Source organism: Desulfatibacillum alkenivorans DSM 16219 (genome assembly GCF_900142135.1).
Taxonomy (GTDB): domain Bacteria; phylum Desulfobacterota; class Desulfobacteria; order Desulfobacterales; family Desulfatibacillaceae; genus Desulfatibacillum; species Desulfatibacillum alkenivorans.
The window spans coordinates 1-20,270 of the sequence record NZ_FQZU01000027.1 but is presented as its reverse complement, the minus strand read 5'-3'; the positions used below and the strand labels follow the sequence as shown (position 1 = coordinate 20,270).

The following is a 20,270-nucleotide window of genomic DNA, read 5'->3' as shown; positions in this document are numbered from 1 at the left end:
AATCAGGCTGATTTGTCTTGGTATAAAATTCCATAAAGGAGGATGCAATGGCAATTCTTACCGGCGAGCAGTTTCGCGAGAGTTTTAAGGAAGTTTCCCCCGAAATATACATCCGGGGCGAAAGGGTGGAGGACGTGGCCTCTCACCCGTTGCTTAGGCAGACCGTACACCATTTGGCGGCAGGGTGCGATTTGCTGTTCGAACCAGAACTAAAGGACCGCCTGGTGGTCAGGTCTCCCATATCCGGCGAGGATATTCCCCGGCTGGGCATGCACATCCAGCAGGAAAAGGAGGACCTGTTTATCAAGGCGGAGTTGACTCGTGAAGTCAGTTCCAGGCGGATTTGCTCCGCTTGCGGCTCCAATATGCTCTCAGTCACCTGGGCCATGATTCACGACGTGGACGCGGCGCACGGTACGGACTACCTAAGCCGGTACAGGGATTTTATCATCAAAATTCATAAAACCGGGCTTCCTTTTGCATGGTGCATGATGGACCCCAAGGGCGACCGCAGCCTGCCACCTTCCCGGCAGCCGGAGCCCACGGACCTGAGAATCGTGGAGAGAAAGCCCGGCGGAGTTGTGGTGAACGGAGTCAAACTCCATACCACCATGGGACCCTGCACCCGATTTGTTGTTGTGGCGCCCTGCCGGGCCCTGGGAAAAGAGGACAAGGATTTTGCCGTGTCCTTCGCCCTGCCCATTGATGCAAAGGGCGTCAAGATGATCGCCAGGCCTTCGCCGGGGCCCTCCCGGGAGACGTCCATGGAAAGCCCCCTGAGTTCACGGTTCTTGGGCGTGGAGGCCATGACCATTTTTGACAATGTGTTTGTGCCCGAGGAAAACCTATTTATGTGCGGGGAATGGGAGCAGGCCGCAAACCTTTCCATGTATTTTGCGTGCCTCCATCGCCAGTCCAAGTGCGCTTGCAGCGCCGGCCATTGCGACATGTTCGCCGGGGCGGCGGCTTTGGCCGCGGACGTCAACGGCGTGAGCGGCCGGGCTTCCCACATCCAGGAAAAAATAACCGGCATGATTATGGACGGAGAAGCCGGGTACGGGTGCGCCCTGGGGGCGGCGGTGAACGCCAAGCGCCATCCCAGCGGTGTGTGGATGCCGGATCCTTTGATCGCCAACTCCGGCTTGGGCGCCATCCGTTCGAAAGTGGGCCGGCACATGGAGCATTTGCACGATATTGCAGGCGGCCTGATCGCCACCATGCCCACGGAGGCGGACTGGAACAACCCGGAGTTAAGAAAGTACATGGACAAGGCTTTGCGGGGCAATCCTAAATACACCACGGAAGAAAGGCTGCGGGCTTTGCACTTGATCCAGGATCTGGCGGCGTCCCGCGCCGCAGGGACCATCATGGCGTTTACCATCAATGCGGCCGGGTCTCCCGCCACCAATCAGGTTGTGGTGAGAAGGGCGTACGACCTGGACAAGCAGATACGCTACGCCAAGGAGCTTGCGTCCATTAATACTTGAATCGTACTTGCTGCAAAACCTTTATACCAAGTTACGGTCACTCGAGTAATTTGCTCATTCGCGTTCATGACTTTTTATCCATATTCAGCCACCCTTCCTCAAGGACGATGGGTCCCCGCTTCCGGGAGTGGGGAGTTAGAGGGGACACGATCCTTATCTCAGCCAAATTGCCCTGAGAATTCGGCTTTTTACAGAGATAGGGTCATGTTCCCAGAGCTCAATCCCTCCGCCTTCCGTCACGGGAATGACGGATTATGGCGGCCGTAGCAGCCGTGCTGCGTTGTTGGGTTTCGCGGCCGCGACGTAAATGTTAAAATCGATTAAGGCGGGATGCACTTTCTTTATTTCAAATAGCTGTATAAGCGCTCTATCCAACCTAAGTTTTATCCATAAAAATGGTAGGTTGGGTAGAGTTTGCGAACTTTTATCAAAGAAGGATGTCCATCCCCAGCCGGAATAGTGGTTAACGCCTGAAACATACGCGCGAAACCCAACAAATGGATTTGCGCCCCGAAAACTCTCCTTCCCCTTTATAAAGTCGTCATCCCGGCAAGGGCGACTCGCTTTTCAGGATCGTCCGCAAGCCGAGACCCAGCGTCATTCTTGGACTCACCCCGGGATATGATCAGTTGCTTGCAGGCGCCTTGGCGTCAGGGCTTTGGAGGACTGTAGTTCTCCCTGGCCGCGCGCCCAAAGGGAATGCCCAGTTTTTTCAGGCGGTGCCGGAGGGTCATGGGGTTGATCCCAAGTAGTTCGGCGGCGCCTCCCGGGCCGTGGATTTTGCCCTGGGCGCTTTTTAAGGCCTGGGTGATATGCCGGGCCATGGCTTCGTCCAGGTTCAGGGAGGCTGGCGCCGGGGCTTCCTGGGGGCTGGCCGGCGGGGCGCTGGCCGAGGCCTCCAGGCCGTCAAAATGGAGCTGCTGCCCGTTGTACAGGATAAGGGCCCGTTCCACGGCGTTTTCCAGCTCCCTTACGTTGCCGGGCCAGTGGTATTCCATGAGTTTGTCTATCTGGCCCGGGGCGATGGACGGGGGTATGCCCAGCTTCATGTCCACGGATTTTTTCTGGATGAAATGGGATACCAGGGCCGGGATGTCCAGGATTCTTTCCCTGAGGGGCGGAATGTAGATGGGGAAGACCTTAAGGCGGAAATAGAGGTCTTCCCGGAATATTTTGTCCCGAATCATTTCCTCCAGATTGCGGTGGGTTGCGGCGATGACCCGGATGTCCATGGACAGGGTTTCCGTACCTCCCACCCGTTCGATTTCCTTTTCCTGGAGCACCCGCAACAGCCGCACCTGGGCCTCTTTTTTCAACTCCCCCACTTCGTCCAGAAAGATGGAGCCCCCGTCCGCCCGTTCGAACCGGCCTCTTTTCCGGACCGCGGCGCCGGTGAAGGCGCCTTTTTCGTGGCCGAAAAGCTCGCTGTCCATGAGGGATTCGGGGATGGCGCCGCAGTTGACGCCGATAAACGGTTTGTCGCTCCGGGGGGAAATCCGGTGCAAAGCCTTGGCGATGACCTCCTTGCCCACCCCGGTTTCTCCGATCAAAAGGACCGGGCTGTCCTGGTGGGCCACCCGCCGGACCATTTCCATGACCGGTTTGAGGCCGGAGTCCGCGCCGATGACGAATCCGCCGGAAATCTGGTTCAATTCCTCCTGGTAGTACATCTGGTTGTCTTCGACGATGTCCTTGAGCCTGCGGATTTCACGCTGTTTAAGGTGATGGGACAGGGCGAAGGCAAAGGGCGTGTTCAGAATTTCCAGAAGCCGCAAATGCTCTTGGGAGAACCGGGTTTCCTTGCTGTGGATGATGGTCAGTTTGCCGATGATCCGGCCGTCCAGGTCCAAATCCATGATGACTCCGGGAAAGTCCGCCGTGCCGGATTTCTCCGCGATGTGCCTGGTGCCTTCGTAGTCCCCCAGCCTTCGGACCATCCACACCCTTTTGGAGCGTCTGGTATAGGCTTCCATGTCCTTTTTCACCTGCCGGGTGTAGGGAATGATGATGGAGTCCAATAAAATGCCGTCGTCGGAAACCCTGACCACTGCCTCGGCCATGTTGGTGGTGTTGTCAAAGATGTTCAGGATCACCTGGTTCATGGGAATGTAATTCTTTAAAAAGAAGAAGCATTCCTGGAGGGCTTTTTCAATATTGCCGGACCCGCAAATTCTGGACACGGCTTCCCGGAAGAATTCATCGTCGTTGGTTTTCATAGTTATTCCTTGAAAAAAGGGGGGGCTGACAGGCCGGTTTATGGTACGCCAGGAAGGGGTAATCCGTCAACCGGGCGCCAAGGGGGGAGGGGCGCATTCCGTTTTATCCTTGAAAAAAGGCCGGGTACATGCCAAAATACCGGTTTAAACTAGTTCCACGCCCTTGACGTGTAACCATAAACAAACAAAGAAGGAAATCAACCATGAATCCCCTGGCAACAGAACTAAACCAAGACCTGGAAAAAAACGCTCCCAAAGTGCTTTCCATGCTCGGCTCCGTCGGCAAAAACCTTTTCTTCCCCAAGGGAATCCTTTCCCAAAGCGCCGAAGCCAAGGAAAAGGCCCATAAGTTCAATGCAACTATCGGCATTGCCACGGAAGAAGGCCGGACTATGTATATCCCCTCCATTATGGAGTCCGTCACCGGCATTCCCGCGCGCTCCGCTCTTAGGTACGCCCCTTCGTTCGGCGTCCCGGAGCTGCGTCAGGCCTGGCAAAAGCTGCTTTTTCAAAAGAACCCCAGCCTGCAAGGCAAGGTCATCAGCCTGCCCATCGTATCCCAGGCCATCACCCACGGCATCAGCGTGTTCGGCGATATGTGGATGGACGCAGGCGACGTGCTGGTTCTGCCCGACAAGTTCTGGGGCAACTATAACCTGATTCTTTCCGTGCGCCGCGGCGTGCGCCTGAGCCATTACACCCTGTTCAACGATCAGGGCGGGTTCAACCTGGAGGCCTTTGAGGCCAAGGTCAAGGAGGAAGCGGCCAAGAACGATAAGATTACGGTCATGCTCAACTTCCCCAACAACCCCTCGGGCTACACCCCGACAAAGGAGGAAGCCGCAGCCATCGCCAAGATTTTGACCGAAGTTGCGGAAGCCGGAACCTTTGTCCTGGCCGTCTCCGACGACGCCTACTTCGGCCTGTTCTATGACGACGCATGCGCCAAGGAATCCATTTTCGCCCAATTGGCCGACGCCAGCGAAAACCTCATCGCCGTGAAACTGGACGGCGCCACCAAGGAAGACTTTGTCTGGGGCCTGCGCGTGGGATTCATCACCTACGGCACGAAAATCCCCGGAGACCCGGCGCCCGTATACAACGCTTTGGAGCGGAAAACCGCCGGCGCCGTGCGCGGCTCCATTTCCAACGCCTCGCATTTGTCCCAGTCCATTGTGCTCAAGGCCATGGAATCCAAGTCCTACGACGAAGAGCGCAAGCAAAAGAGGGATATCCTGCAGGCTCGCGCCGTGGAGGTCAAAAGGGTGTTGGACGATCCCAAGTTCGCCGGCGCCTGGGACGTGTATCCTTTCAACTCCGGCTACTTCATGTGCCTCAAGCTGAAAACCGTGGATGCGGAAACCCTGCGCGTGCACCTTTTGGACAAGTACGGCGTAGGCCTGATTTCCCTCGGTCCCACGGACTTGCGCGTGGCCTTCTCCTGCCTGGAGGAAAAAGACGTGCAGGAGCTTTTCGACATCGTGCTGGCCGGAATCAAGGATTTGGAAAAAGGATAATCCAAGGTCGTTATGGCCAACAAAGACGGCAAATTCTTTGGGGCGCGTCTGGACCCCAAAGGCGCTTACGCCATGAAATGGGTGGCCCGGTTCGTGGCCATCGGCGTAGTGGCCGGACTGGGCTCGATCCTGTTTCATTTTTTATGCGAAGCGGGAATGCGATATTTTTTGGACGCCCTGGCGGGGTACCGGCCTCCGGCCGCCGCCGGGGAGTCCCACCGCATGTTCGGACCGGGCGTGAAAGAGCCGGTCCGTTGGATCCTCTTTCTCCTGCCGGCGGCCGGCGGCATTTTCAGCGGCTGGCTGGTGTACACCTTCGCCCCGGAATCCGAAGGACACGGCACGGACGCGGCCATAGACGCCTACCATAACAAGGGCGGCTTCATCCGCGGGCGGGTGCCCATCATCAAGACTTTAGCCTCGGCCATCACCCTCACAACAGGCGGTTCGGGAGGAAGGGAAGGGCCCATCGCCCAGATCGGCGCCGGGTTCGGCTCTTTCCTGGCTACCAAGCTCAAACTCTCGGACCGGGAGCGGCGCATCATGCTGGCCGCCGGCATGGGCGCGGGCGTAGGCAGCATCTTCCGGGCGCCGTTGGCTGGCGCCTTGTTCGCCGCCGAGGTTCTTTACCGGGACCCGGACATCGAAGGCGAAGTGGTTCTTCCCGCCGGGCTGTCCTCCGTGGTTGCCTATTGCATCTTTTGCCTCACCTATGGCTGGGGCTCCTTGTTCAAAGCCCCTGTTAATTTCGTGTTTCGCGATCCCGCGGAGCTTTTGCCATACACCCTGCTGGCTTTGATTGTAGCGGCAGCCGGCTGGGTTTACGTCAAATCCTTCTACGGCGTGACCGGCGTGTTCAAACGCATGGCCCTGCCCAATCATTTCAAGCCGGTGTTGGGCGGTTTGTGCACGGGCGCCATAGGATTTTTCTTTCCCCAAACCCTGGCCTTCGGCTACGGATACGTCCAATGGGCCATCTCGGGCGATCCCAGGGCGACCATCGGGTTTTTGCTGATCCTGGCTTTCGGAAAAATCCTGACCACCTCGTTTTCCATCGGCTCGGGAGGATCGGGCGGCGTGTTCGGCCCCTCGGTGGTCATCGGCGGGGCCATAGGCGGCGTGGTGGGCATGATCTTCCATCAATTGGGGTGGGTGGACCAGCCCGGCGCCTTTGTGATTGTGGGCATGGCCGGTTTTTTTACGGGAGTGTCCAACACGCCCATATCCACCATTATTTTCGTCTCCGAAATGACAAGCTCCTACCACCTGCTGCTGCCAAGCCTTTTGGTCTGCACCGTGTCCTATCTGGTTTCGCGCAAGTGGACCATTTACGTCATGCAGCCGAAAAACCCCATTGCATCGGCCGCGCACGCCGGGGATTTTTTCGTGGACATCCTCCAGACCATGAAGGTCAAGGATTTGAAGGACTCCATCATTGAAACGCCGGGAATTCCCGAGCAGATGAATTTTTCGGATTTCAAGAAGTTCTTCGCCGGCACCAAGCAGCATTATTTCCCGGTTTTGGACGAAAAAAAGCGCCTGACCGGCATATTCTCCAGCACGGACGTGCGCTCTGTCCTATTTGAGAAGCATATAGAACCCCTTGTGATTATGCAGGATATCGCCATATCCGACATCATCACCGTCACTCCCGAGGACGACCTCAACTCGGTCCTCAAAAAATTCACCATCAAGAACATCGACGCCATACCCGTGGTGGATGTTAACGACGCCGGCATCCTTTTGGGCATGCTCCGCCGCCGGGAGGTCATCGCCTTCTACAACCAGCGCGTGGACGAAATGAAACGCACCAAGTCGCCGGATTGATAAACAGCGGGTGATGACCCCTTTACGAATTGTGCGTCAGGGGCTCTGGAATATTCAAAAACACCCACGAGATTGATAATGAAAGACTTCGTCACAGTAAGGCTTTCTCTGAAATAAGTCTTGCTGATAAACTCCGTGTTTACAGTTGTCATGGTCGCGATGACTCGCTTCTCGGAGTTCCCTATTGAACTTTTGTCTGTGATTGACTTGTATTTTGTTATCGGGGGCCTGATATTTTGGATCGGGTGCAGCTATTTTGTAAAATGGTCCAATGGATTTCATATATCCGAAGAAGGCGTGAGCGGAAACTTATTGGTTTTTCAAAAAAAGATTACCTGGGATGAGAAGGTTTATTATAAAAAATCATTTTTAACTGTAATTGTTTATAGAAATCAAAATGTTATGCCGTCAATGATCCTGCCGAGCCCGTGGCAGGTCTCGAATCTTCCGGAGATAAGGGACATGATCTTATCTCGGCAAAAGCGCGGATTTATCCAAGTAAGCGCGCTGAGATAAGGATCGTGTACCCTGAACTCGCTGCCCCGGAAACGGGGAACCAGGGCCATTGCGGAAGATTAGCGGGGTGCGGTCATATTTCACGCCCCGCGGATGGAATGCCCAATCAGTTCCGCAATGCCTTTAGAACGGTGCTTAATCCCGGTAATCCTGGGCGGAGATGTTGTAGCGGCGGAGGATCTGCTGGAGATTCTGGCGCTCCATGCCGCAATTCCTGGCGGCCTGGGTCACGTTGCCTCCGGTTTCCTTGAGCAGGGCGCCCAGGTAATTCCTGTGAAAAGCCTCCAGGATGCTTTCCTTGGCTTCCTTGTAGGATTGGGAGGACAGGTCGGGGACGGAAATTCTGGATGGAGACTGGGTTGCAGCAGGCGCGGTTTTGGGCGGCTCGAGCGTTCCTTCTTCCGAAAACAAAATGGCCTGGATGATGGTGTTTTCCAACTCCCGCACGTTGCCCGTCCAGGATTGATTTTCCAGCCAGCTTACAAAGTTCGGAGACAAGGTCACAGGCAGTTTGCCCAGATCCTTGCAATGCTTGGCCGCCAGATGGGCGGCGATGAGCGGAATGTCTCCGTTGCGCTCCCTCAAGGGCGGCATGACCACCGGCACCACGGCCAGGCGATAGTAAAAATCCTCCCGGAACAGGCCTTCGTCAATGCGCTTTTGCAAATCCTGGTTGGTGGAGGCCACAATGCGCACGTTCACCTTACGGGATTTGTTGGAGCCCAACGGCTTGATTTCCTTTTCCTGCAAAACCCGCAGCAGCTTGGTCTGGATGGAGGGCGTCACGTCCCCGATTTCGTCCAGGAACAATGTGCCGCCATTGGCTTCTTCAAAAAGACCCTGACGGCTGGTCGAGGCGTGGGTGAAGGCGCCTTTTTTGTACCCGAACAACTCGCTTTCCAGGATGTTTTCCGGCACCGTGGGGCAGTTAATGGCCACAAAAGGGCCGGAGGACCGGGGGCTGAGGGAATGGATAGCCCGGGCGGCCAGCTCCTTGCCCGTGCCGGACTCGCCGGTGATGAGCACGGTCATGTCGGTCTGGGAGACGGTCTTGATGGTGTCGAACACCGTTTGCATGGCCGGGCTTTGGCCCACCATGTTTTCAAAGGCGCGCTGCTGGCCGCACCAGCGGACGAGGCGTCGGTTTTCCGCGATCAGTCTGCTGCGTTCCAGGGCTTTTTCCAGGCGGACCACCAGGGCCTCGTGATCAAAGGGTTTGGTCACAAAATCGTAAGCGCCTTTTTGGATGGCCTGAACGGCCACGTCGATGCTTCCGTGTCCGGTCATCATGACCATGGTCTGGTCCGGATATTGAGCCTGCACCTTTTCCAAAAGCTCCAGGCCGTCCATCTTGGGCATTTTTATGTCCGCCACAATGAGGTCGAACCGCTCCTGCCCCAGAATTTCCATGGCTTCCAGGCCGGAGGAGGCGGTTTGCACGGCGCATTTCAGGTCCGGCTCAAGGCTGCGTTTGAGCAGGTGGAGCATGTCGGGCTCGTCATCCACTATGAGCAGGCGTCTTTCCATTAATCCTCAATGTCCGATTCCAGCGGTTCCACCGGCAGGGTGATGTGAAAGGCCGCCCCTTCTCCGGGGGCGCTTTCCACGCTGATGTCCCCGCCGTGGCTTTTGATGATGCCGTACGATACGCTCAATCCAAGCCCTGTGCCCTGGCCGGTGGGCTTGGTGGTGAAAAACGGATCGAAAATACGGGCCAGGTTTTGCTTGGGAATGCCCGGGCCGTTGTCCTTCACCCAAATGCTCGCCAGCCCTTTTTCCGGGTTGAAATCCGTGGCCAGCAGGATTTTTCCCCGGCCTTCCACGGCGTGGCTGGCGTTGATCACCAGGTTCATGATGACCTGGCGGATTTTCTTTTTATCCACGTGGGCCAGGGGCAGGTCCAGGGAGTACTCCTTGGCGATGGCCAGGTCCTGCCGCCCGGGTTCATGATGCAAAAATTGCAGGACTTCGTCAATCACTTCGTGCAGGTCCGTCGGCTCTTTCATGGTTTCGCCGCCCCGGGCGAAGCTGAGCAGATCCTCCACAATAACCTTGCAGCTTTTGACGTGCTTTTCAATGATGCGCAAATCCGCGTGGCGCTCGTTTTCAGGATCTTCGTTTCGTAAAAGCAGTTGGGTGTAGCCCAGGATGATTCCCAGGGGATTGTTTATTTCATGGGCGATGCCTGACGAAAGTTCGCCGATGGAGGCCAGCTTGTCGGCCTGCGCCATACGGGCTTCCATGAGCTTTTTCTGCTCGATGTCGCGGATCAGAAAATGGATGGTGTCCTGAGTCTGGTCCTCCCCCTGATCCAATCCGGCGGAAATGAGCACCCGCATGGTTGCGCCGTCGTGACGCATCAGGACCGCCTCTTCATTCAATACAAAGCCTTTCTCCTCCAAGCCCTGGAGAATGGAGTCCCATTGCCGGGTGTTGTCAAAGGAGCGCTGAATGCTTGGTTTATGCTCAGCGTCATTGTCTCCAAAGGAGTTCAAAGCCTTTTTGGAGGCCGGATTGCAGTCAAGGATCTCGCCGTTTCGGTTGGTGACCAGAATGAGGTCTCTGGAAACCTCAAAAATGCGGCGGTAGCGATGCTCGGACAAGGCCAAGGCCTGGGTGCGGGCGGCGACCAGGTTTTCCAGGTTCTGGTTCAGGTACAACAATTGCTCTTTGGATTCCTGAAGCTCGGCTTTATCGGCCAAAATACGGCGATTGATTCGAAAAACCCGCTCAAAAAACAGGGTCACGGAGCCTGCGACAAAAAAAACGGAAGTATTGATTGCGCCGCTGTACGGCCGCAATGTCCCCCACGTGGCTGTGTGCCCGGACATGACCAGTAATTGTTTGATGATGTGTCCGCCGGAGCGGGATACGGCGAAAACCGCCAGTCCCCAGCTAAGCCATAAAAGATAGGTCCAGACAATATTATGTTCGTCCCTGGCTCTAAGTTTTTGGGCTTTGCCCACACACATGAAACTGAGAATGATCATGACGATGGACCCGAAAAAATCTATCAGGATCACGGGCATGGATGGAACGAGAAAGGTCATGGCGTTCACTCCTTCGCCTGCTGGTCCGCTAAAATCCTGCGCAGACCCAGGTAGAGAAACACCATGCCCGGCACGCACCAAAGGTGGTCCATTTTAAGAAAGTAGTACAGCGCCGGCAGAAAAGGCCCTTGGGTTTCAGAGCTTAGGTTCATGTGGAGCAGCCCGTTGCGCTCAAAGGATACGATGGCTAGATTTTCGTCCAGAAAGTGGGCGGCGAACGCGTCAATATTCCAGAGGAGCAGAAACAGGGCGCAGTAGCGAATCATGCGCCAGCCGGGCTGGGTGGTCAGGGCGGAAGCCTTTAGCCAATACATGAATATCCCCATGGCCGCCGCAAAGAAAACATGGGCGAACTGGTGGATATACAAGCCTTCCGGCGCCCCGTGAGCCTGTACGGCCCACGCGGGGGACGCCGAAACAAGGCTTATAATAAATACAAGCCAAAAGACTTTTCTTTTCATTTTCCTGGTCCGGGAATCCGGTTTTTAGCCTGGCTTATGCGTTTATTTGCTTGCCTGCAAATCGGCCAGGGTAACCATTTCATCGGCATGGTCTCTGGCCATTTTTGACAATGCAACGGATTTGGCGAAAATCGGCAGCCTTTTTTTAACCTTGGAAAACAGGATGCTGGCTAAAATGTAGCAAATCAGGAACAGGAAGGCAAATCCGAGATCAATGGGAAGCCCGGGGAATGCAAAGTGCACGCCTTGAAACCGCAACTGCATCCAGCCCAATGCAAAGGCCAGGGGCCACAGGGAAGCGGCGGCGTTGGCCATCCAAGCAAAAAAGTACTTGCCGAAAGCGTCGTTAGCCTCGTGGTTGGCGGCCTTGAAGGCCTTTTTGTTTTTGGCGGCCAAAGCCCTGAAGGAAAGGTTGTGCATGCGCACCATGGCATGGCTTTGGTCTTCCAGGTTCCTGGCGTTGGCCCAAATAGCGGCCTCGCTTGTGAGGGCGCCCAGAACAACGGCGTACAAAGCCAGCAGGCCCGTGCCCAGGTAAAAGCCCAAGATGGGGGGCTCTACGATTCTATAAGGGGCGATCAGGAAGCCATCCAGAAAGAGGTATACTTGATAAAGCCATTCCATTTTTAAAATCCTTTATACGTTAAAACAGCGTTGCCGGCTCAAATCAAAAGGGTCGAGGCGGCCCGGATAGGCCCGGGCCGCCGATAGCGCTTTTGATCAGAACGGAGGAACAATGCTGTATCCCAAGAAGCCCTTGGTGGTGTAACGCAGACCCACGTAAAGGGCCAGGACCACAAACAGGCGCTTCAGCCAGATGTCCGGGATGTATTTGGAGGTCCGGGGGCCGATCATGGAACCTACGAAAATGCCGATCAGCTCCACGCCGATGAGGGGCCAGTAAATGGTCACGCCCTGAACCACCATGTAGGTGAAGATGCTGATAACCATGCCAACGAACACCGTCAGGGCGCTAGTTCCTGCGACCAGGAACATGGGCAGGCCGGCGATGGAGGTCAGGAAGGGCACGAACAAAAAGCCGCCGCCGATTCCCAGGAAGGAGGCCAGACCCGCAATGCAGAAGCCGCCGATAATGGGAACGATGGGGTTGAAGGAGAATTCCACGCCGTAGAATGTAAACTCCACCTTTTTGGCGCTCCAGCTTTTCACCTGGACGCCCATGTCAGAGGCGTCCATGGATTTTTCAGCGCCCTTGATGGCGCTTTTTTCAAACGCGTCGGCCGCCGCCTTGGCTTCTTTTTTCTTGGACTGTCCGCGAGGGGTGGTTTCATAAAACAGGAACCCGCCGATGACGAAGACAATCAGGCCGAAGTAGCCCAGGTAGGCCTTCAGGGAGATCTTGCCTGCGGTCAGCCAGGGCACCAGCACGCTGCCGGCCACGGAGCCGATGGCCAGGGCGATGCCCAAAGGCAGCACCAAACGGCCCATCTTGTAATAGTTGAAGCTGGAAACCGCGGCGCTCAACCCCACCAGCCATTGGTTGGACACGCGGATGCTGTCCGTGATCAGCTTGTTAAGGGCCGGAGCGGTCTTTTTAAAGCCCTTGCCGTAATCGGCCAGGCCGAACACCGTAATGTGGCCCACGCCCGCCATGATGCCGCCGAAAGCGCCCACCGTGGAGAAAATCCAGCCCACCCAGATAGCCCACAGAAAGCCGATCACCAGGCTGGGGGCCGGAGCTCCGGGAATTCCAAGAAATCCAGGCTCGGCTTGCATGTCGATCTGTCCCGCTTCTGCGCCCTTGGGGGCCTGGGCGATAGCTTCCTCCAGGGACGCCGCCATTCCCGTCGCAGGAATCAGCACCGCCGCCAAGATCAGGACAAGCAACAAAACCATCCATGTCTTTTGCGTTTTGTGAAACATTTAATCCTCCGTTTCTTCTGCACCCGTTTCATTCGGGTCTTATGATGAAATTTCGCCCGAAGCGCCGGGCTCCGGTGAGGATGAGCAAGGGGTGTGCCAAGGATGAGAGGAGATTCATGCTCCATAGATAACACTCTGTATTTATGTATTTTTTTTACCTTACAGGGGTTGAAGGGGATTTTTGATTCAGCGGACTGAAGGAGGCGAGAGCGGCGCAATTTGGAGAGATGGGGCGCCTGAAAAAATATGCATAGATAAATAAAGCCTTAGAATTTAGTTAGTTAAGGATAAGCAAAAAAAATATCCGGGTGCATGAAAAATATGGCGCCTAAAGACAAGAGAGCAATGCGTATGCGTAATATTAAATTGTTTCTGAATTGTAATCATCTGATTATATGAAGTTTATCGTTGAGCATGGTTGCATGGAGACTGCTTTCGCCCTCTTGGGAGGGGCAAAATACTTGGTACGCTTATTGCTCTGTTGCTCTCCGGCATTTGGCTGAACTCGGGCCTTAAGTCCTGGGGCCTGGTGGATAGCGACGATTTAGGAGAGAGTCATGGGAAAAGATGTATACAGCTTATGTTTTATGTGCAGCGTGCGCTGCCCGATAAAAGTGAATGTGGAAAACGGGCATGTTAAGTTTATTCAGGGGAATCCTCACGTGCCTGGGATTGACGGCGCTTTGTGCCCCAGAGGCGCCGCTGGAACCGCGCTGCTGAATGACGACCAGCGCTTGCAAACGCCTTTAATTCGCGTAGGAGAGCGGGGTTCGGGCAATTGGAAGCCCATAAGCTGGGACGAGGCCCTGGATTATGTTGCGGAAAAGCTCCGGGGCGTGATCGACCAATACGGCGGCCGCAGCTTGGTGCTGGCGGAGCGCACCCAGTTGGCGACTCATGTTTCCAAAACCTTCACCAAGGCTTTAGGCTCGCCCAACCATTGCACCCACGACTCCTTGTGCAAAGGCTCGGTTAACACGGCTTGCAGAAGTCTGTTCGGATATACGGACGCCCAAATGGGCATTGATTACAAAAACGCCAGGCGCTTTGTGTTGTATGGCCGGAACATTTTCGAATCCATTTCAGTCAAGGAGGTCCGCACCCTTTTGCAGGCCATGGATAACGGCGCCAAGCTCACCTATATAGATCCCCGCGTGACCAAGACGGCGGTTAAGGCCGATCACTACTGGATGATTCGTCCCGGCTCGGATTTGGCTCTTAACTACGCCCTTATTCACGTTCTTTTGAAAGAGGGATTGTATAACAAGGAGTTCGTGGATCGCTGGGTTTCCGGCTTGGAGGAGCTTCGTGAGTTCGTCCAACCCTACACCCCGGAGTGGGCTGAGAAGGAAACCGGCATTCCGGCGCGATCCATTGCCGCTCTTGCCAGAGAAGTCAGCAAGGACATGCCCAAGGTGGTCTTTCACTTCGGCTACCGGGGCGCGCATCATGAAAACGAGATTTATTTCCGCCGGTCCATCATGATTTTGAATTCCCTCATGGGCAGCATTGAAACCCCTGGGGGATTTTTCTTTAAAAAGGGGCCTGGCGACGCGGGCGGCAAGGCGGCCCGTAAATTGACGGAGCAGGATTTCCCGCCCATGGAGCCGGTCCGCTTTGACAAGGTGGGCACGCCCGACCTGCCCCTGCCCGACAAAAACCATGGGGCTCCGCAGATGCTGCCCCACGCCATATTGAATGAAGATCCTTATCCTATCAAAGCCCTGATCGCATACAGGTTCGATCCTTTGATGTCCATACCCGACACCGCCCTGACCAAAAAGGCGCTGGACAAGCTGGACCTCATCGTCGCCATAGACATTAACTACAGCGACATAGCCTGGTACTCGGACATTATTTTGCCGGAATCCATTTTCCTGGAAAGGACGGATTGCATTCAGCAGGCCAACGGCGCCAAGCCTCAGATGTTCCTGCGGCGCAAGGCGGTGGAGCCGAAATACGACACCCGGGAAGGCGCCATGATTCTCAAGCAATTGGGAGAGCGTCTGGGCATCGGCAAGTACTTCCCCTACGAATCCATGGAGGATTTGGTGAAATGGCAATTGGAGCCCACGGGATTCACCATGGAGGATTTCGACGCCAAAGGTTTTGTGGCTTATTGCAAGGATCCCATTTTCTTGGACAGGAAAGACGGCCTGAAGATTAAAACTCCTTCGGGGAAAATTGAATTTGTTTCCTCCCTGTTGGAGGATGCGGGATTTCCCTCTTTTCCGCCTTACGAATCCATGCCCAGCCCGGACCAGGGCAGCTTCAGGCTCATCACCGGCAGGACCGCCCTGCACACCCACGTGTCCACGCAAAATAACGTGTACCTGAACGAAATCATGGGCGAGAATCCGGTTTGGATTCATAAGGACAAAGCCAAGGAAATGGGCATTGAGAACGAAAGCAGAGTCTCTATCCGTTCCAGCCGGGGCGCCTCGGTCTCCAAAGCCTTTGTAACCGATTGCATCCATCCGGAAGCTGTGTTTATGGTGCATGGCTTTGGGCACGAGGCTGAAAGGTCTCAACGGAGTTTTTCAAAAGGCGCTTCGGACGCGGCGCTTCAGGAAAGCCGCATGGATAAGATCGGCGGAAGCCCGGCGCTTCACGACACCTTTGTAACAGTTACACCAGCATAATATTTTTGGGAGGAAAGTATGAGCAAGTATGTATTGCTCCAGGAAGCAAAAAAATGCATCGGCTGCCACGCATGTGAAGTGGCTTGCAAGGCCAACAAGGATCTGCCCCCCGGCCCCCGCCTTTGCCAGGTAATGGAAGTGGGGCCCCGCATGACGGGAGATCTTGCCCGGTCTTCCCATATTTTTATGCCGTGCTACCATTGCGAGAAGCCCTGGTGCATTCCCGCATGCCCCACCGGCGCCATGCAGCGCAGGGAATCCGACGGAATCGTGTATGTGGACGAGTCCCTTTGCGTGGGCTGCAAAGCCTGCATCTCCGCCTGCCCCTGGGGCGCCCCCCAGTGGTACAAGGCCGCACGCAAGGGCAAGGTGGTCAAATGCGATTACTGCATAGACAGGATCGACCAGGGCCTTCAGCCCGCTTGCGTAACCGTGTGCATTACCGGCTGCCTGCATTTCGGCGAGGCGGATGAAATCGAACCGGTTAGAAGGCAGCACTACGCCAAGACTCTGGCCGCAGCCGAGTTGGGCGATTGATTTCACGTTGGACCGGTTTGCAGCAAACAAGACAGATGAGAATCCACTTCAGGGAGTAAGATTATGAATTCAGGCTCATGCCCGGTGAGCGAGGCGTTGATAGAATTAAGGGAACGGCTGGACAAGGGCGTTTTGTCCCATCCCCGATGCCGAACCATTGCAGAGCAGGCTTTAGGACTGATCCGGGACATCGCCTGGGCCAGGGCGGGGCGGGACCATCTGCAAGCCCTGGAAGGCCTGGCCGAGCAACTGGCTGCATGGGACGGCGATCCCTCCTGCTCCGAGACGGGCCAGCATTTGAAAAGCGCCCTGTTTGAGCACCATGAAGCCTTTGCCAGCCATATAAAAACCAAAAACTGCCCCACAGGCCAATGCGTGCGCCTGGCGCCGGCCCCCTGTCAGATGGCCTGTCCGGCGGGCATTGACGTGCCGACCTACGTTACGCTGATCGGCATGGGCCGTTACGACGAGGCCATATCCGTCATCCGCAAGGACAACCCTTTTCCCTGGGTTTGCGGCCTGGTTTGCACCCGCCCCTGCGAGTTCATGTGCGTCAGGGGCCGTATGGACGAACCCGTGGCCATCAAGCCTCTTAAAGCATTCGCCGCGGAGCGGGCATTCTCCACCCTCACGTACAACAATCCGCCCAAGGCTCCGGACAAGGGCAGGAAAGTCGCCGTAATCGGCGCAGGCCCGGGCGGCATGTCCTGCGCCTATTATCTGGCTGTCATGGGCTACCAGGTAACCGTTTATGAAGACCTGCCCGTGGCCGGCGGCATGATCATGGTGGGCATTCCCAGGTATCGTTTGCCCCGGGAGGTGATCGACCGGGAAGTGGCCATGATCGAGGAATTGGGCGTGGAAATCAAATTCAACACCCGGTTCGGCCGCGACGTGACCTTCGCCAGCTTGCAGGAAGAGGGCTACGAGGCGTTTTTCGTGGCCGTGGGCGCGCATGAGGCCTATTCCCTCAGCATTCCCGGCGAAAAGGACTTTGAAGGAGTCCGGGACGCCATCGCCTTTTTAAAGGACGTGGCCCTGGGTGAAAGGCATGCCCCGGGGAAGCACGTTGTGGTCGTCGGCGGAGGGAACGTGGCCATCGACGCGGCGAGAACCAGCCTGCGCCTGGGCGCCCGCAGCGTGACCATCGCCTATCGGCGCGATAAAGACGCCATGCCTGCGGATCACGAGGAAGTGGAGCAGGCGGAGCAGGAAGGCATCCACTTCGCCTACCTGACCATTCCGGTGGAGGTGGTTGGCGAAAACGGCCGCGCAACCGGGCTGAAATGCCTCAGGGCGGAGTTGGTCGCCAAGCCGGGCTCCGACAGAATGGCGCCTCTGCCCATCGAGGGCAGCGAATTCGTCATGGAGGCGGACGCCATTATCGCCGCCATCGGCCAAAAAGTGGACGATTCCTGCCTGGCCGACCTCACGGCCGTGGACTGGACCCACAGGAACACCTTGTGCGTCAACAGCGTCAGCATGGAAACAACCATGCCCGGAGTCTTTGCAGCGGGCGACGCCGTGACCGGCCCGGCCACCGTCATCGAAGCCATCGGCGGCGGAAAGAGGGCGGCCCAGGGCATAGACCGGTATCTTTCCGGCCTGCCTCAGCCCAAAACGCCGCCCGTGCCGGTGAGAAGAAGCATGCTTCCGCACCTGCAAACCTCGGCGGAAACCAAAATGACCCTGGAGCGGCCGGAAATGCCCTTGCTGTTTTTGGATCGCCGCCGCACCACCTTTCAACAGGTGGAACTGGGCTTTGACGAAGCCGCGGCCAAGGAAGAGGCCAGACGCTGCCTGCGCTGCGATGTGTGCCTGCGGTGCGGCAAATGCGTGGAAGTCTGCCGGGACAGAATGAAGGTCAACGCCCTGGAGCTCGGGTACTTTGACTTCGACCATCCCGTAAAGACGGACTTTAGAAAAATTGAGGAAAAATGCATCCTGTGCGGCGCCTGCGCAACCAACTGCCCCAACGGCGCCATGCAGATCCGGGACGAGGACGGCTGGCGCGTTCTGAGCCTGTGCGGAACCCGCTTGAACCGGGCGCCCCTGGTCCAATGCTCCATGTGCAAGGAGCCCCTGGGAACCGAACGGTATCTGGAATTCGTCAAGAACCGCGCCAGCCAGGGCGGCGTTCCTGTGTCGTCCATGTATCTGTGCGTTAATTGCGCCCGGAAAACCGGCGCCCATTCAGTTTCTGAAAATCTCCCCCATAATCACGGAGAAACGCCATGAGCCTTAAACAAGGACAAAAAGTGGAAATATTCCAATGCTCCAAGGACGAAAGCTGGGAGCAGTATATGGACGGCTTTGTCGGCCTCCATGGAATCATAACGGACCCCGACGCTTCCATCAACGATCCTGATGATCTTGTGGAAGTGAGCGTCGTAGGCAAGGGCACCTTCCGCCTCCCTCAGGACTGCCTGCGAGTGCTGGAAGACTGATCATCCCGTCCCCTTACAAGACGGATAGTGTTGCAGCCGGGAAGTTCACGTTGTCAGCGGATAAGATGGGGCGGCCCTCCCCTCCCTCGGGCCGCTCGATCCTATCGATTCCCGGGATCGATTAGGGCGTTTTCAGGATAAAATGATTTGCCCCCATTTTGTCCGAAATCGCTTGATCCCGTTTTCCCGGCGCCTTGGACGCCCCGATCCCCCTTGCTCGGCGCGTCCTGATTGCAAGCAACGCGCGTCCGTTCACTACGGATAATCAGTCATAAAAAAGCAGGGGCTCGGATTTCGAGCCCCTGCTTCCTCTTCAGATGCCATCCAAAGAAAAAGAATTAAAAAGTGTGCCTCCGGCGGCGGACAGGTGAAAATGAATTAAAAAGCGTGCCTCCGGCGGCCAACTTTTGAAAAAGTTGGATCAAAACTTTTAAATGGCGCTGCGCGCAAAGCCAGGGCAGTTTATCATCGTCATTCCCGCAAACGCGGAAGCCCAGCGTTTTTGTGTTCTTCGAAGGGGCATTGCTTGCTGCGCCCGCTCATGGGTTTGATCTCCCAACCTGTCATTCCCGAGTGTAGTAATCTGGAATCCAGCGTCGTCGTCTTTGCTCGTTCAAATGATTTTCGAGGGAGTGCATACAGAGGCTGCTTAGGGTAGATTCCTTCCTCTCAGGCTGGTTGATGTTGGGTTCGAAGTCCACGCCCGTTTTAACCGGGGTGAAGCGCATAGCCGGACTTCTTAACCCAACCTACGGCTCTGCTTGCTGCGGCGTAGGTTGGGTAGAGCTCCGCGAAACCCAACACAGGAAACGACTGATAAGTGGAACGCCGCAGGGATTTTGGAGTGGAAAGCCCTTCAAATATGGTCCCTTCTGTCCGCCAGGGGGGGAAGGTCCGAAGAATCTGTGGGGGACCGTAGGAACGAGAAAAACAATCTTCCATGGAGTGGCAGGGGGGCAAAAAAGACCGTCATCCCGGCAAGGGCGATCCGTATTTCAGGATCGCCCGCAAGCCGGGACCCAGTGTCTTTGATATGTATTTTGCTCGTTCCCATGCTTTGCGTGGGAGTGTATATTGTAAGATATTGAAATTAAAGCTATTTCAGCTTGATATTCGCTTGAACGATGCCCCGCACACGCTGTGCGTAAATAATGAAACAAAATCCTCCAGCGTCCTTCCCGAAGATGCAAAGACGCACCACCCCTTTTCGGCCAGCCCGGGCAAACATTGCCCGGGTCCGCCAGGACAATAAGGGCGGCCTGGCAAGCCTTTCAAGTCCGGCAAGTTTATGCGTCCCGGTGAATCACCTAATGACCGTAGCTTCAGGGCTTGCCCTGCTCCGGCGATTCACCTATCCTTTGCCTTCATTTCCAAACAGGACTTTCAGAGCTAAATGGAATATGAACTGCTATTTTTAATAAAATCAATCCGTTGAACCCTCCCCCTTGTAGAACCTATCCCCAATCTTTCAATACATTGATTCAACCGGTTATTTTTCTAACGAATACTTTCTTTTTGCCTTGACATGTAGAACCTAATTTGTCACAATGCAATATGGCGCATTTATACAAGAAAATCATTAAAGGTAGAACCTACTGGTACCTCCGGGAAACGCACCGGGTGGACGGCAAGGTCAAGCTCAAGTGGCAAAAGTACCTGGGCACGGCGGACTCCATCCTGGCCAAG

The 20,270-nt window shown here is 55.8% G+C and carries 14 protein-coding genes; 8 read left to right on the top strand and 6 right to left on the bottom strand.

Translation table 11 applies throughout. From position 1 onward, the window contains the following. Nucleotides 1–47 precede the first annotated feature (47 nt). Nucleotides 48–1,487 carry a 4-hydroxyphenylacetate 3-hydroxylase N-terminal domain-containing protein gene (locus BUE18_RS18610; protein WP_073477691.1) on the top strand — a complete coding sequence of 480 codons (1,440 nt, stop codon included), beginning with the start codon at nt 48–50 and terminating at the stop codon, nt 1,485–1,487. A 650-nt stretch (nt 1,488–2,137) separates the two neighbouring features. On the opposite strand, the gene BUE18_RS18605 is transcribed toward BUE18_RS18610, so the two are convergent. Further along, nucleotides 2,138–3,703, bottom strand: a complete 1,566-nt coding sequence (locus tag BUE18_RS18605) for a sigma-54 interaction domain-containing protein (RefSeq protein ID WP_073477690.1) — start codon at nt 3,701–3,703, stop codon at nt 2,138–2,140. A gap of 203 nt (nt 3,704–3,906) precedes the next feature. Between BUE18_RS18605 and BUE18_RS18600 the strand changes: the two genes are divergently transcribed. Next, a complete protein-coding gene (locus BUE18_RS18600; RefSeq protein ID WP_073477689.1) occupies nt 3,907–5,220 on the top strand; it encodes an aminotransferase class I/II-fold pyridoxal phosphate-dependent enzyme in 1,314 nt (437 codons plus the stop codon). A 12-nt stretch (nt 5,221–5,232) separates the two neighbouring features. Next, a complete protein-coding gene (locus BUE18_RS18595; RefSeq protein ID WP_073477688.1) occupies nt 5,233–7,047 on the top strand; it encodes a chloride channel protein in 1,815 nt (604 codons plus the stop codon). A 651-nt stretch (nt 7,048–7,698) separates the two neighbouring features. Here BUE18_RS18595 and BUE18_RS18585 read toward each other — a convergent pair. From BUE18_RS18585 to BUE18_RS18565, 5 genes are all read right to left on the bottom strand, one after another. After that, nucleotides 7,699–9,090 (bottom strand): sigma-54-dependent transcriptional regulator, encoded by a 1,392-nt coding sequence (locus tag BUE18_RS18585; RefSeq protein ID WP_073477686.1) that lies wholly within the window; start codon nt 9,088–9,090, stop codon nt 7,699–7,701. Continuing rightward, nucleotides 9,090–10,613 carry a two-component system sensor histidine kinase NtrB gene (locus BUE18_RS18580; RefSeq protein WP_073477685.1) on the bottom strand — a complete coding sequence of 508 codons (1,524 nt, stop codon included), beginning with the start codon at nt 10,611–10,613 and terminating at the stop codon, nt 9,090–9,092. Before BUE18_RS18580 ends, BUE18_RS18585 begins: the two co-directional genes overlap by 1 nt. Nucleotides 10,614–10,618: 5 nt before the next feature. Next, nucleotides 10,619–11,074, bottom strand: coding sequence for a hypothetical protein (locus BUE18_RS18575; RefSeq protein WP_073477684.1), 456 nt, complete (start codon nt 11,072–11,074; stop codon nt 10,619–10,621). 42 nt (nt 11,075–11,116) lie between these two features. After that, nucleotides 11,117–11,698 (bottom strand): hypothetical protein, encoded by a 582-nt coding sequence (locus BUE18_RS18570; protein WP_073477683.1) that lies wholly within the window; start codon nt 11,696–11,698, stop codon nt 11,117–11,119. Between the two features lie 96 nt (nt 11,699–11,794). Beyond that, nucleotides 11,795–12,958, bottom strand: a complete 1,164-nt coding sequence (locus BUE18_RS18565) for a sulfite exporter TauE/SafE family protein (protein WP_073477682.1) — start codon at nt 12,956–12,958, stop codon at nt 11,795–11,797. Between the two features lie 557 nt (nt 12,959–13,515). Here BUE18_RS18565 and BUE18_RS18560 point away from each other — a divergent pair. The 5 genes from BUE18_RS18560 to BUE18_RS27595 all read left to right on the top strand — a co-directional run bounded on the left by BUE18_RS18560 (nt 13,516) and on the right by BUE18_RS27595 (nt 19,836). After that, nucleotides 13,516–15,600, top strand: coding sequence for a molybdopterin-dependent oxidoreductase (locus BUE18_RS18560; protein WP_073477681.1), 2,085 nt, complete (start codon nt 13,516–13,518; stop codon nt 15,598–15,600). 18 nt (nt 15,601–15,618) lie between these two features. Beyond that, nucleotides 15,619–16,137: a 4Fe-4S dicluster domain-containing protein gene (locus tag BUE18_RS18555; protein ID WP_073477680.1), complete on the top strand. Its 519-nt coding sequence runs from the start codon at nt 15,619–15,621 to the stop codon at nt 16,135–16,137. Nucleotides 16,138–16,200: 63 nt separating this feature from the next. Continuing rightward, nucleotides 16,201–18,375, top strand: coding sequence for an NAD(P)-binding protein (locus BUE18_RS18550; protein ID WP_073477679.1), 2,175 nt, complete (start codon nt 16,201–16,203; stop codon nt 18,373–18,375). Beyond that, nucleotides 18,372–18,584, top strand: coding sequence for a hypothetical protein (locus BUE18_RS18545; RefSeq protein WP_015947288.1), 213 nt, complete (start codon nt 18,372–18,374; stop codon nt 18,582–18,584). The genes BUE18_RS18550 and BUE18_RS18545 overlap by 4 nt, the downstream gene beginning before the upstream one ends. Before the next feature lie 940 nt (nt 18,585–19,524). Continuing rightward, on the top strand, nt 19,525–19,836 hold the full coding sequence (locus tag BUE18_RS27595; RefSeq protein ID WP_139264798.1) for a hypothetical protein: 312 nt from the start codon (nt 19,525–19,527) through the stop codon (nt 19,834–19,836). Nucleotides 19,837–20,270: the final 434 nt, after the last annotated feature.